The 13,292-nt window shown below is 69.7% G+C and carries 12 protein-coding genes and 1 tRNA gene; 9 read left to right on the top strand and 4 right to left on the bottom strand.

The window, feature by feature from the left end:
* Positions 1 to 438: a Fur family transcriptional regulator gene (locus tag ACTHL4_RS16375; protein ID WP_440283829.1), complete on the bottom strand. Its 438-nt coding sequence runs from the start codon at positions 436 to 438 to the stop codon at positions 1 to 3.
* A 184-nt stretch (positions 439 to 622) separates the two neighbouring features.
* On the opposite strand from ACTHL4_RS16375, the gene ACTHL4_RS16370 reads away from it, so the two are divergent.
* From ACTHL4_RS16370 to ACTHL4_RS16360, 3 genes are read left to right on the top strand one after another with little or no spacing between them, the layout of a single operon-like run.
* The gene (locus tag ACTHL4_RS16370) at positions 623 to 3,202 is read left to right on the top strand and encodes an FtsX-like permease family protein (protein WP_440283828.1); all 2,580 of its coding nucleotides are present in this window, start codon (positions 623 to 625) and stop codon (positions 3,200 to 3,202) included.
* Positions 3,203 to 3,207: 5 nt separating this feature from the next.
* Positions 3,208 to 4,062: an ABC transporter ATP-binding protein gene (locus ACTHL4_RS16365; protein WP_440283827.1), complete on the top strand. Its 855-nt coding sequence runs from the start codon at positions 3,208 to 3,210 to the stop codon at positions 4,060 to 4,062.
* Positions 4,059 to 4,655, top strand: coding sequence for an ATP-binding cassette domain-containing protein (locus tag ACTHL4_RS16360; protein ID WP_440283826.1), 597 nt, complete (start codon positions 4,059 to 4,061; stop codon positions 4,653 to 4,655). Before ACTHL4_RS16365 ends, ACTHL4_RS16360 begins: the two co-directional genes overlap by 4 nt.
* 44 nt (positions 4,656 to 4,699) lie before the next feature.
* Here the strand turns inward: ACTHL4_RS16360 and ACTHL4_RS16355 are convergent, their stop codons facing one another.
* Entirely contained in the window at positions 4,700 to 6,304 is a 1,605-nt protein-coding gene (locus ACTHL4_RS16355; RefSeq protein ID WP_440283825.1) for a diacylglycerol kinase family protein, read from the bottom strand.
* A 58-nt stretch (positions 6,305 to 6,362) separates the two neighbouring features.
* Here ACTHL4_RS16355 and ACTHL4_RS16350 point away from each other — a divergent pair, with 58 nt between their 5' ends.
* Positions 6,363 to 7,046, top strand: coding sequence for a Pr6Pr family membrane protein (locus ACTHL4_RS16350; RefSeq protein ID WP_440283824.1), 684 nt, complete (start codon positions 6,363 to 6,365; stop codon positions 7,044 to 7,046).
* Positions 7,047 to 7,068: 22 nt separating this feature from the next.
* On the opposite strand, the gene ACTHL4_RS16345 is transcribed toward ACTHL4_RS16350, so the two are convergent.
* On the bottom strand, positions 7,069 to 7,545 hold the full coding sequence (locus ACTHL4_RS16345; RefSeq protein WP_440283823.1) for a hypothetical protein: 477 nt from the start codon (positions 7,543 to 7,545) through the stop codon (positions 7,069 to 7,071).
* A gap of 153 nt (positions 7,546 to 7,698) precedes the next feature.
* Here ACTHL4_RS16345 and ACTHL4_RS16340 point away from each other — a divergent pair, with 153 nt between their 5' ends.
* Both ACTHL4_RS16340 and ACTHL4_RS16335 read left to right on the top strand, forming a co-directional pair.
* Positions 7,699 to 8,073, top strand: coding sequence for a VOC family protein (locus tag ACTHL4_RS16340; RefSeq protein ID WP_440283822.1), 375 nt, complete (start codon positions 7,699 to 7,701; stop codon positions 8,071 to 8,073).
* A 124-nt stretch (positions 8,074 to 8,197) separates the two neighbouring features.
* On the top strand, positions 8,198 to 8,371 hold the full coding sequence (locus ACTHL4_RS16335; protein ID WP_440283821.1) for a CsbD family protein: 174 nt from the start codon (positions 8,198 to 8,200) through the stop codon (positions 8,369 to 8,371).
* 66 nt (positions 8,372 to 8,437) lie between these two features.
* Here ACTHL4_RS16335 and ACTHL4_RS16330 read toward each other — a convergent pair.
* Positions 8,438 to 8,510: transfer RNA gene (locus tag ACTHL4_RS16330), tRNA-Lys, on the bottom strand.
* A gap of 207 nt (positions 8,511 to 8,717) precedes the next feature.
* Here ACTHL4_RS16330 and ACTHL4_RS16325 point away from each other — a divergent pair.
* The 3 genes from ACTHL4_RS16325 (at position 8,718) to ACTHL4_RS16315 (ending at position 13,200) form a co-directional block, all read left to right on the top strand.
* Complete coding sequence (locus ACTHL4_RS16325; RefSeq protein WP_440283820.1) at positions 8,718 to 9,890, top strand: alpha/beta hydrolase; 1,173 nt, start codon at positions 8,718 to 8,720, stop codon at positions 9,888 to 9,890.
* A gap of 51 nt (positions 9,891 to 9,941) precedes the next feature.
* Positions 9,942 to 12,494, top strand: a complete 2,553-nt coding sequence (locus tag ACTHL4_RS16320) for a DEAD/DEAH box helicase (RefSeq protein ID WP_440283819.1) — start codon at positions 9,942 to 9,944, stop codon at positions 12,492 to 12,494.
* A gap of 61 nt (positions 12,495 to 12,555) precedes the next feature.
* Positions 12,556 to 13,200, top strand: coding sequence for a hypothetical protein (locus ACTHL4_RS16315; RefSeq protein WP_440283818.1), 645 nt, complete (start codon positions 12,556 to 12,558; stop codon positions 13,198 to 13,200).
* The last annotated feature ends 92 nt before the right edge of the window (positions 13,201 to 13,292 follow it).

Raw genomic sequence — 13,292 nt, 5'->3', positions numbered from 1 at the left:
TCAGGCCCGCTTGGGTGAAACTTCTTGGGAGGCAACGCAGTCGGGGCAGTAGCCCCAGTAGATGACCTCGGCTTCGTCGATGGCGAAGCCGTGATCGTCCGAAGCGTGCAGGCACGGCGCGGCACCGACGGCGCACTCGACGTCGACGACGGTGCCGCAACTCCGGCAGACCAGATGATGGTGATTGTCGTTGCGCCGCAGCTCGTAGAGCGCGGGGGAACCGGAGGGCCGGATCCGGCGCACGAGGCCGGTCTCGGTGAACGTGTTGAGACAGTCGAAGATGGCCTGCCGTGACACGCTCGGCAGCACGTCGTGCACCGTCTCGGCCAACAGCGCCGAGTCCGCGTGCGGATGATCGTGCACCGACTCCAGCACCGCGAGCCGCGGCCGTGTCACCCGCAACCCGGCAGCGCGAAGGGCGGTCTCGAAGTCGGGCATGGCGCCAGTCTCGTGCATTGTTTGGACTGGGTCAAGTCTTTGTGCCGATAACGATTCGGTGTCGGATTGATCTGCTATGCGTACGGCGCCTGCGGCCGGATCGGTAGCGTGCGGACAGGTGGGGGGAGCCGCTCGAGCGGACATCTGCAAGTGGGGGGCGAGGCGATCCGATGGGTCCAACGGCATGAATCGGCTGGCCGCGATCGCCCGCCGGCACCGTTTCGGGCAGACGGTGCTCTTCGCACTCACGGTGTGCCTGCTGGTCGGCACCGCTGCCGTCGACCCGCTGCTGACCCGGTCGTTCAGCCATGCGGTGGTCAGCTTCCACGCCCGCGCCGAGGGTGACCTGGGCGGTCAGGTGCTCATCACGGCCAACTCGCTGAGCACGCAGTCGCCGCAGACGGCCGCCGAGCTGACGTCCATCCCACGCCTGGAGAAGCTGCTCGATCCACGGGTGCGACCGGTCGTCGGATCGCCGGTCGTGTCGACATACGGCAACGAGTTCTGGCACGAGACGCTGCTGCCGATCACCGTGCAATCCACCGTGGGGCAGTGCCGCCACGTCGCGCTGGTGCAGGGACGGTGCCCGACCGCCGAGGGCGAGGTGTTGATGTCGCAACCGACCTTCCACCGCGCGTTGACCGGCCTGCACCTCGGCTCGGTGGTGACTCTCGGGCCCACGCAGGCGCCGACCAGGCTACGCATCGTCGGGGTCTACACGCTGCCGCGGGCAGACCGGTTCTGGCGCGGTGTGGACATCGCGCGTTTCAGCCCTGACTCCAAGGACTCCGTCGCGACGCTCCTGGCGACGCCCCGGACGGTCGAACAATCCGTCCCCGTCACGGCGTCCGTGAGCTACCCGGTGCTCGCGTCCCGACTGACGCCCGCATCGCTCGCGAGCGCGGCCGCCGGTGCACGGGCGATGGAGAAGCGCGGCGACGTCAACGTCTTCGAGAGTCTCAACCAGGTCTATGACGCGACCCGGCAGGACGTGCAGCAGGTGCGCCGGATCCTGCCCTTCCTGCTCGTGCAACTCGGGGTCGTCCTGCTGATCCTGCTGGTGCAGGTGACCAGCTTCTTCGCGACGGTGCGTCGCGGGGAGGCAGCTGTGCTGAAGATGCGCGGCAACGGGACAGCCGGCGTGGTCCGGTTGGGAGCAGCCGAGTTCCTCCCGGCCGCGGTCGCCGGAGCCGTGGGCGGTCTCGGACTGGCGTATGTCGTCGACGGCTTCGTGCGGCACTGGTGGCTGCCGGGAAGCGTTGCTGCCCGGTGGAGTTGGTCCTCGCTGCTGGTGGCTGCAGGTATGGCGGTGCTGATCGGCGCCGTGTGGCTGGTGTGCTGGTGGCTGACCGCACGCGCGTCGATCAGTGCGTTGTTGCGGGCTCGGCCACCGCGCCGTCGTGGGGTTCGCCTCTCGACGCCGGCCGCCGTGCTCGGTGCGGTGTGCCTGGTGGGTGTCGTGCTCACCGCGACGCACAGTCTCACCGGTGCGCCGGTGCAGATCACGCCGGTCCTGCTGGCGGGGCTCGTCGCGATCGTGGTCGGTGCACTGCTGGCGCCGGCCGCGACCTGGCTCGTGCGCCGCCTGTTGACGCGGCGACGCTCCGCTGCGGCACTGGCGGTCGCGCAACTGGGCCGCCGCGCCGGTGTGGTGACGGCGGTGACGACGCTGATCATCACCTCGGCGCTGCTGACGCTGAGCGTGAGCGTCTTCGTGCGGGGCGCCGACAACCGGGCCGCCCGCACTGCCGCCGATCTGGGGGCGACGTCGCTGGTGCACGTGAGCACCGGGCCCGGCAGCGCGAGCGGGCAGGACCTGATCGACGCGGTCACGTCCCTCGACCCGCAGCACCGCGAGTTCGCGCCCGCGGTGATGATCAACGCCTCGACACCGATGAGCAACGCGATCCTCGGGGTCATCCCGTCCGCCATGCAGCACGTCGGCAGCCGCACCGGACTGCAGCAACAGGTGCCGTGGTCCGCGCTGGGCACCGGCACAGCGGACGGCCGACCGGCAGCACTGATCGCCACCTGGACCACCGAGACCACCGTCGGTGCAACGGTTTCCGCTCCCACCATGGCCGACGTGGACGGAGACTTCACCGTGGTGGGCGCGGCGCCATACATCCCGGGTGTCGGCGCGCGCACGATCGTCGTCGACCTCAAGACGATGCTGGCGGCCGGCGACCGGCAGGACAACGTCTCCTTCCAGGTCTTCGCCGCGACACAGGACCCACACCGTCTGGCGCAGCTCGAGGCGGCGGTGCGGAAGGCGGGCTTCGCCTCGATCCAGGTGCAGACCACCGAACAGGTGCGTGCCGGGTATGACGCCACCGCGACCGCTTGGGCGATGAACCTGAGCATCGTGGTGTCGGTGCTCGCGGTCCTCGCGGCGCTGACCAGCGTGGTGCTCGTGGCGGTGGCCTCGCGGACCGACCGTCGCCGGGACCTGCGGGCGTTGCGGACCGGCGGAGTGCCACGTGCCGTGCTGCGCCGGGCAACGGTGGGGGAGTTCGTCATGCTGACCCTCACCGGTGGCCTGATCGGAGCGGCGACGGCACCCCTCGCCTCCCGGCTGACCGGACCGACCATGCTGTGGTGGTCGACGCCGCCCGAACAGCCCGTCACCAGAACGGGTTTCCAATGGCCGTTCGGCGCGGCCGCGGCAGCCGCGCTCGTCGTGCTGTTGGTCGTCGTCGGCGCGGCCTTCGGCAGCCGCCTGGCCCGATCGGCGGAGGCCGCGGAGAGGGGACGACTGGGATGACTGGGATGACGCCCGGGGACACACCACCGATCGTCACCGTCGAGGGCCTGGTGCAGATCTACAGCATCGAGGGACAGGACGTCGCCGCCCTCTCCGGCGTCATCCTGACTGTGCAGCGGGGCGAGATCGTCGCACTCGTCGGGCCTTCCGGCGCCGGCAAGTCGACCCTGCTCAACGTGCTCGCCGGCCTGATGTCACCGAGTGCCGGGCGAGTGCGGCTGGCCGGGCACGAGTTGAGCGCCAAGAACGCCGCCGTCCTCGACCGGGCGCGTGGCAGCGACTTCGCCGTCCTGCTGCAGGACGTGACCCGCAACCTGTTGCCCTATCTGTCCGTCCGGCAGAACGTCGAGCTCGGCTGGCCGAAGTCGGTGCGGGCCGGCATCGACATCGACGGCATCCTGGACATCGTCGACATCGCGCCGGACCTGAGACCTCAACCGGTGCGGGCGATCTCGGGCGCCGCACGCCAGCTGACCGCGATCGCCGCGACGCTCGCGACCAACCCGTCGGTGCTGCTCGCCGACGAACCCACCAGCAGCCTGGCCGGCGCCGAGGTGCGCGCGGTCACCGACGCGATCCTGCGCGCCAACCGTGAACTCGGCACCACGGTCATCGCGGTCACGCACGATCTCGATGTCGCTACCGCGTTGGACGCGCGGATCATCACCATCCGGGACGGGCGGATCCGCATGGACGCGCGGGCCGGCAACACCCTGGTGTCGATCCGGGAGGACGGCAGCCTGCCGCTGCCGGACGACGTCCTCGGGCAGTTCCCGGCCGGCACGCAGGTGACCGTCCGCCCCGGGGAGGACGCCGACACATTCGTCGTACGACGTGCGGGAGGTGACGACCACAGATGATCCATGTGGAGCGGGTGACCGCCGAAACAGCGGACGGGACGGTCATTTTCGACGACCTGGAGCTGCTGGTCGGTGATGGTGAAGTGGTTGTCGTGACCGGGCACGCCGGTAGCGGGAAGTCGGCGTTGGTCGATGTATGCCGCGGCGTCCTGCGGCCGGTGTCCGGAACGGTCGTGGTCGAGCCGGCCGACGGGTGCGCGGTGATCACCCAGGACTACGACCTGTCCGAGTCGCTGACCGTCGTCGAGAACATCGTGCTGCCGCTCATCGCTCGCGGGATGGACCACTCAGCGGCCGCTCAGCGTGCGGCCGAGGCGTTGCAACGCCTCGGGGTCGGGGCGATCGGCGACCACCTGATCGACGAGATCTCCGGCGGCCAGCGTCAACGGGTCGCCGTGGCACGGGCCCTCGCGGATGAGCCGTCGGTCGTCCTGGCCGACGAGCCGACGTCGGCGTTGGACGCCGAGAACCGGGTGCTCGTGCTGGCCGAGCTGCACCGCGTGGCTGCGGCCGGCGCGTCCGTGCTGATCACCACCAACGACACGCAGCTGGCGCAGAGGGGTGACATCGCGTTCGCGCTCGACCCGCACTGACGGTCAGGCGCACACGGGCCGCGGCTCAACGCCGCCCGGCCGGGTCAGAACGCACCGTCGTGGCGGTAGACCGTGAGGGCACGACGGTCCACCCGCAGATCGAGCACATCGGCCTCCTCGCCGAGTTCGCCGTCCCGCGCGATACGCACCGGTCCGCCGCGCACGATCTCGATCTGCAACGACGGTGCATGAATCTCGTGGTAGCGCTTGTGCCGGCCCAACTGCCCGGTGAGCAGGGACACGAGGATGGTGAGGGTCGCTCCCAGACTGGACGCGTCGAGCATCCGCAGATCGATCAGTCCGTCGTCGAGGCGTTCCCGGAAACTGGGCGCGAAGCCGTGCGGCTCGTATTCGCTGTTGCCGAGGAAGAGCAGGTCGACGCGGACGGTGCGGTCGTCGACGCGCACCGTGATCGGCCGGGAGCGCACCAACGTGCGCAGTCCGGCATACAGTGCCGCCAGCGGTTTGCCGATGCGCTGCTCGTTGCGTTCCCGGATGGCGACGAAATCGGTGTAGACACCGATGCTCGCGGTGTTCAGGAAGAGCCGGTCGTTCAGGTAGGCGAGATCGACCTTCGCCGCGGTGCCGCGCTTGACCGCCGTGATCGCGTCACGCAGCGGGTAGGACCAGGCGTCCTTCGCGAAGTGGTTGAATGTGCCGGCCGGGAAGACGGCCAGCGGGACCTGCTCCTGCCGGGCCGCCTGCGCCGCTGCGCGCACCGTGCCGTCGCCACCGGCGACCCCGAGAACCGCTGCGCGCGCGGCGGATTCGCGCATCACCCGATCGATGTCGCTGTCCTCGGTGAGTTTCACGACCTCGAGATCGGGAAGTTCCTCGCGGACCTTGTCCAGCACGCGCTCACCCTCGCCGCTGTGCGACGCCGGATTGACGACCAGCACGACACCGTCGCCGGTCGGTCGCTCGGTGAGCTGCAGGAGATCGGGGCGTTGTACGGCGGAGGGCGGCTCGGCCGGTGGCACCAGCCGTGCGCCGACCTGCGCGACAGTCGTGCCGAGCAGCCAGCCGGCCGCCACGTCGGACGGGTAGTGCGCACCGGTGGAGATCCGGGAGAGCCCGACCAGGCCGGCCAGTGCTCGCAACGGCAAGGACAGCACCGGCAACTCCAGGCCGACGGCGGTGGCGAATGCGGCCGCGCTCGCGGCGTGTCCGCTGGGGAAACTGGCCGAGGACGGCAGCTTGCGCGACAGGCGCACGAGCGGCACCGACGCCAACGACGGGCGCGCCCGGCGATTGGTCCGCTTGGCGAGCTGATTCGCGATCAGGCTGGTCGCCGCGATGGAGACGACGCCGCGGACCGCGGCCCGCTTGGCGCGCCGATCACGGCTCAGGCCGAGCGCGCCGGCGACGCCGAGCCACAGCACCGAATGGTCGGCGACGTCGGTGAGCCTCGGCAACGCCTTGTCCAGTGCGGGACTGCGCGTTGCGGCGATGCCCTCGAAGATCGACACGTCGATCTGATCGATGTCCTGCATGAGGCGCTTGACGCGGTCGGGCACGAGGCGGGTGCGGTGGTTGGCGAGCGGCATGACGCCATACTCCCGCACCACCCGGGTGATAGGACGCAGGCGCAGCTCCCGCGGGTGGTCCGGGTCGACGCGCAGCCGATCAGGGGCGTCGTGCCGATGCAACGCAATTTCGCTCGCGTCACACTCGCCACGGCCCGTGCCGGCCTCTACGGTGAATGGTGTGACAGCACAGGAGCTGGTGCACGACCCGGCCGAGCGTGTCAACGGCGCGCCGGCGCTGGTGCGCGGCCATGCCGCCCTCCGGTTGGCGGTTGCCGCACTGATCGCTTTCACCGTCGTGGTTCAACTGGCCGAGGCGCTCACCCGCGAGGACCAGCGTGCGACCGTCGGGAATTTCTTCAGCTACTTCACGATCCAGTCCAACATCATCGTCGCGGTGGTGCTGGCGGTGTCGGGCGTCATACAACTGCGGCGGCCGGTCGGTCGTCGGTTGGACCTGGTGCGTGGGGCGGCGACGGTGTACATCTCGATCACCGGCGTCGTCTATGCGCTGTTGCTCAGCAATATCGACGTCAACACGCCGTTGCCGTGGGCGAACGTGGTGCTGCACTACGTCGTGCCGGTCGCGATGGTCGTCGACTGGCTGCTCGATCTGCCGGAGCGGGTCATCGAGTTCCGGACGGCGGTGGTGTGGTTGGCCTATCCGTTGATCTACCTGGCCTACACGTTGCTGCGTGGTCCGGCGGTCGACTGGTACCCGTATCCGTTCCTGGACCCGGGTCCGCACGGCTACGGCTACGTCGCGGTGATGAGTCTGTGCGTGGCGGTCGCGGCGGCGGCGTTCGTGGCCGTCGTCGCCGGCGCCACCCGGCTGCCGGGCCGGATGATCCGCCCGCGGGGCTGACCCGGGCCCGGCATCCGGCGGGTTACCGCACCCCGCCGGTGCAGGCGTTGAAGACGGAGTTGGACTGCGGGTCGAACTTCCCGTCGATCGGGAACCACCACTCGACCCTGGTGTATGCCGCAGGGCCGTGCTGGGAGCAGTGGCCCAACCGGAACGCCCGGACCGCCGCGGTCGTCGGGCGGCATTCGGCGATGGGGCCGTTCGCCGGCGGCCGGCACGCGGTGGCGGTGCCCTTCGCGACCTTGCCGCCCCACGACGTCCAGTGCACCGTGGTGATGTAGCTGGTCGGATCGCCGCCGAAATCAACGACTTTCGGACGGCTGGCACCCAGTCCGCGGGTGAAGTGATGGGCGGTGCCCAGCACCGGCGGCGACGCGAGATGCGCGATGCCGGTGGCGCTGCGCGTGCTGGCCAGGGCCGAAGGACCCCAGGCGGTGACGGCGCCGGCGATGCAGACGGCGGTGAGGGCGGTTGCGATGGTGTATCCCCGAGTGTTCATGTCGGGAGGACTCCTGGGAAGCGGGCACGGTTGGCCCGGTGAGGTCACAAATCGATTGCGTTCGTGCAGCGGACACGACCTGACCGGAAGCACGCCTAGCGTCGCAGTCCTGCTCGTCAACGCCGAGCAGCACCACGACAGAGGAGACCACGCATGCAGTTGGCAGCCACCCGTATCGTCACCGACGACGTCGACGCACTCGTCGCGTTCTACGAAGAGGTCACCGGGCTGACGGTCACCCGGCTGCACCCGTTGTTCGCCGAGCTACGCACCGAGACGGGCGTGCTGGCGATCTCCAGCACGCAGACGGTCCCGCTGCTGGGCGACGGTGTGGCCGAAGCCGGCGCCAACCGCACCGTCGTACTGGACTTCCGTGTCGACGACGTCGACGCGACCTACTTGCGACTCCGGTCGTTGCTGGACACCTTCGTCAAGGAGCCGACGGTGATGCCCTGGGGCAACAAGTCGCTGCTCTTCCGCGACCCCGACGGCAACCTGGTCAACTTCTTCACGCCCCAAGTCGTCTGAGTGTGCTCGGAGAGGAGCTGTCGCACCGGTCCGCGTATTCCGTGTTCGCACCACGGACGTGTGAGGACGCAGCAACAGGGGTAACCCCGTATGACGTCGCAACCGCAACCACAGGGAGGTCCACATGGGACTGTTCGACAAGGCCACGAACAAGGCCGAGGAAGCAACCGGCAAGGGTAAGGAAGCCGCCGGCGACGCGACCAACGACGACTCCACCAAGATGGAGGGCAAGGTCGATCAGGCCAAGGCGGAGGGCAAGGACAAGCTCGAGGACGTCAAGGACAAGTTCGACAACTGACTCGTCCGACGCACCGCCTGCCGGCGCCTCACTGCGGTGGGGCGCCGGAGGTGTGTCCGGTGCCGGTGGGCCCTGTGGGGCTCGAACCCACAACCTACGGATTAAAAGTCCGCAGCTCTACCAATTGAGCTAAAGGCCCCTGCGTGTGTGCGCGTGCCAGCGTAGTCCGCGGCACGGCCAGCGTCACATCGACCCGAGCCGGTGAGTCGCAGAGGCCGCCCGCGTGCTGTCCGTCGGGTACGCGCCCGGGTGCGGCCTGTCGGTGCGCCGGGGCAGAATCAACGGCATCGGGGGATCGGCGCAGCGGGCGCCGATCGGGGTTGCTCACATTCGGGGGAATGACGCAATGGCGCCGAACGGCACTGGCACGGTGATCGTGACGTGGCTGCTGGCGGCTGCCGCATTCGTCGGTGTGGTGGTGCTGTGGCCGCGCCTGGCCGCACGGCACTGGCGGGCCTGGGCCGGCCGGGTCGTGCTGCAGGCGACAGCCACCACCTTGGCGCTGGTTGCCGTCGCAGCGACCCTCAACGCCGAGAACGGCTGGTACGCCGACTGGTCCGACCTGCGCAACGACCTGGCCGGCACCGCGTCACCGCACAGCGCCTCCAGGACGTATGGCGCCGACCCGGTGCAGGCAGCGCCGGCGCCCGCGGCGGCCCGGGCCGACCGTGCCGCGCGGCACGCCTACCACCGGCACCGGTCCCGCTGGGAGTCACGACTGCGTCACCGACCTCGCGATCGTGGCCAATACCTGCGGGTGTCCATGCCGGGTCCGACCGGACGGCCCGTCGCACTGGAGGTATGGCTGCCGGCGGCATACAACGACCCGGCGCAGGCCGGCCGTACCTTCCCGGTGGTCGAGGCGTTCCACGGCATACCCGGCACGCCCGACGATTTCCACCGGCCGGTGCGCATCGGCCGCATCATCAGCCGGCTGGTCGAGGAGCATCAGCTGGCGCCGACGATGGTGGTCGCGGCGCCATACACCCCGCACGGGCTCGACACCGAATGTGTCGACGGCCCCGGCCTGCCGATGCTCAGCTGGCTGACCCGCGACGTCCCGCAGTGGGTGATCCGGCATCTGCGCGCGCGTCCTGACCGCGATTCGTGGGCGACGCTCGGCTTCAGCGCCGGTGGCTACTGCGCGGCGCTGACCGCGATGCGCCGGCCACAACAGTTCGGCGCCACCGTCCTGCTCGGCGGTTACTTCAAACCCGCCTTCGGGCGATGGCAGCCCTTCGGCGACACGACACCGGCCGGCTACGATCTGCTGCGCCTGGAGCGCACCGATCCGCCGCCGATCGCTGCCTGGGTGCAGGTGGCGCTGCAGGACCCGATGTCAGGCCGGGGCAGTGAGCAGTTCGCGACCATGGCACGACCGCCGATGTCCGTCACCGCGGTCGTATGGCGCCGCGTCGGGCACCGGATGAGCGTCTGGATCAGCGCCATGCCCATGGCTTTGGAGTGGCTGGGCCGGACGCGCGCCGGCTTCCGTCCAACGCCCACTGTCGCGCCCTGAGCGGGCCGGGCGGGCCGACGCCGGCGGCCCACCTGGGAGGATGGACGGACCATGAATCTCTACGATCGCCTGCCCGACGCCGACGACCCGGACGAAACCTACGCACGATTCGTGGACTGGGCGGGGGAGGGCGGCCTGTCGCTCTATCCGCACCAGGAGGAGGCGATCATCGAGCTGCTCGGCGGGGCCAACGTCATCCTGGCCACGCCGACCGGCTCCGGGAAGTCGATGGTGGCGACAGCCGCGGAGTTCGCCGCGCTGGCCGGTGACCGGGTCAGCTTCTACACGGCGCCGATCAAGGCGCTGGTGTCGGAGAAGTTCTTCGCGCTGTGCGAGACGTTCGGCGCGGACAACGTCGGCATGCTCACCGGGGACGCCTCGGTCAATGCCGACGCGCCGATCATCTGCTGCACCGCCGAGGTGCTGGCCAACATCGCGCTGCGGGAGGGGCGCACCGCCGACGTCGGCATGGTCATCATGGACGAATTCCACTTCTACTCCGAGCCCGAACGAGGCTGGGCGTGGCAAGTGCCGCTGCTCGAGCTGCCACAGGCCCAGTTCCTCCTGATGTCAGCGACATTGGGCGATGTGACGATCTTCGAGGAGGAGCTGACCAGGCGCACCGGACGCCCCACCGCGACCGTCGCCCAGGCGGAGCGACCGGTGCCGCTGGCCTTCAAGTGGGCGATGACGCCGCTGCACGAGACGATCGAGGAACTGCTCTACGCCAAGGAGGCCCCGGCGTATGTCGTGCACTTCACCCAGGCGGCGGCCCTCGAACAGGCCCAGGCGCTGATGAGCATCAACATGCTCAGCAAGGTCGAGAAGGACCGGATCGCCGAGATCATCGCCGGCTTCCGCTTCTCGGCGGGCTTCGGTAAGACGCTGAATCGCCTGGTGCGCCACGGGATCGGTGTGCACCACGCGGGCATGCTGCCCAAATACCGGCGGCTGGTGGAGACTCTCGCGCAGGACGGGCTGCTGAAGATCATCTGCGGCACCGACACGCTCGGGGTCGGCATCAACGTGCCGATCCGCACCGTCATCTTCACCGGGTTGACCAAGTTCGACGGCACCCGGCAACGGCTGCTCAAGGCCCGCGAATTCCACCAGATCGCCGGCCGGGCCGGCCGCGCCGGTTTCGACACCAGCGGCACGGTGGTGGTCCAGGCACCGGAACATCAGATCGAGAACGCCCGGGCGATCGCCAAGGCCGGCGACGACCCCAAGAAGCTGCGCAAGGTGCAGCGCAAGAAGCCGCCGGAGGGCTTCGTCAACTACACCGAAGAGACCTTCGACAAGCTGGTCCACGCCGACCCCGAGCCGCTGCAGTCTCGGATGCGCATCACGCATTCGATGCTGCTCAATCTCGTTGCCCGGGAAGGCGATCCGTATGCCGCGGTGCGTGACCTGGTGCGTGACAATCACGAGGATCCGCGGCGGCGCCGGCGGCTGGCCAAGCGGGCGATCACCCTCACCAGGGAGCTGCTGACGGCCGGAGTCATCGAGCGACTGCCGCAGCCGTCGCCGGACGGGCGGGGCGTGCAGCTGGTGACCGACCTGCAGGAGGGTTTCGCGCTCAACCAGCCGCTGGCGCCCTTCGCGCTCGCGGCGCTGGACGTCCTGCCCGACGCCGACGACCCGGCCACCGACCAGCTCACCCATGCGCTCGACGTGGTCTCGGTGATCGAGTCGATCCTGGAGGATCCGCGGCCGATCCTGCTCGGCCAGCGGCGCAAGGCCCGCGGCGAGGCGGTCGCGCAGATGAAGGCCGACGGCATCGAGTACGACGAGCGCATGGAGCTGCTGGAGGACGTGACCTGGCCGCAGCCACTCGCCGAGCTGCTGGACGCGGCGTTCGAGACCTATCGGGCCGCTCAACCGTGGGTGGGGGAGCAGGCGTTGTCGCCCAAGTCCGTGGTGCGTGAGATGTACGAGAACGCCTGGAGCTTCGGCGATCTGGTGCGCTACTACGAGATCGCCCGGTCCGAGGGCATCGTGCTGCGCTACCTCACCGACGCCTATCGCACGTTGCGGCAGACGGTGCCCGACAGCGCCAAGACCGACGAGCTGTCCGACCTCATCGAGTGGCTCGGCGAGGTGATCCGGCAGACCGACTCCAGTCTCCTGGACGAGTGGGAGGAGCTGGTCAATCCGGCGCTGCACGAGGAGCGTGCGTCGGCGCTGGTGCACACGCCCCGGTCGATCACCACCGGGAAGGCCTTCGCCATACAGATCCGGCGCGGCATGTTCCACCGTGTCGAGCTGGCGGCCCGCCGGGAGGTCGTCGGGCTCGCCGCACTCGAACGCGCCGTCGCGGCGTCGACCGAGCCCCCGACCGAGATCGTGATGGACGAATCCGCTTGGCACGACGACCTTTCGGCATACTTCGCCGAACACGAGGAGATGCTGACCGACGCCGACGCGCGCGGACCGGCATACCTGCGCATCGAGCGCGGCAAGGACAAGTGGGAAGTGCGACAGGTGATCCACGATCCGGCCGGTGATGGTGACTGGGGCATCGACGCCGAGGTCCCGCTCGCCGCCAGCGACTCCGCCGGCCAGGCCGTCATCGTCGTTTTGGGCCTGAACAGGTTGGACTGAGCCTTCCGGCGTCGTCGCCCGCGTCGTTTACGGTGGACGGTGATGACCGAGAGAACTCTTCATGGCTGACGGGGACGAGCCGCGCAGACCCAGGCGCCCGGCGATGTTCAGTCCCGGCGCGCTGGACGCACAGGGCTCCAGCGGCGTCGATCCCGCGGAGGTCTCCGAGATCGCGCACGAGACCGCCGCGGTGCTGGTCGGCAGGGGACGTGCTGCCGACGATCCGGAGATGACCGGGCGGCTGGTGCGGCTGGTCGACGAGCTCGGTATGGCGACCGTTGCCGAACTGTGGGCCGGACGCCCGGCGGTCAGCCTGCCGGGTGCGCTGTGGCGGCTCTACGCCATCCACGAGTCGGTGCGTCGCGACTCCGTCGGCGCCGCCGCCGACTACGAACTCGGCCGGCACCGCGCGGACGTGCAGCACGTGATCGCCGGTGCGGCGGAGCCGCCGTCACCGGACGGCCTGCGTGCGCTGGTGGACGCCATACTCACCGGTGTCTTCGACGGCGACCTGGCGGTGGCGCTCGAGCGGGCCGCGGCGTTCTGCCGGATCATCTCGGTCGGGCGGGCGCATCGCGCCGACGAGCACGACGGGTATGACGAGCGGTCGGCCAGCGAGGCGACTCGCAGCGCGGCGGCGCTGCTGGACACCGCCAAGGACCTGGAGCGCTGCGCGGCGGCGTGGCGACGCGGTGATCTCGACTGAGGTGGGTGCGCCGGACCGGGAGCGCCTCACGGCGCACGGCCGCTCGTAGCGGCTAATTTTGGGACCCGGGGCTGCCGCGGTCCGGCGCACCA

The sequence above is a fragment of the Flexivirga sp. genome (assembly GCF_051955415.1).
GTDB lineage: Bacteria > Actinomycetota > Actinomycetes > Actinomycetales > Dermatophilaceae > Flexivirga.
The sequence above is the reverse complement of the archived record's forward strand: the minus strand, read 5'-3'. Positions and strand labels throughout refer to the sequence as shown.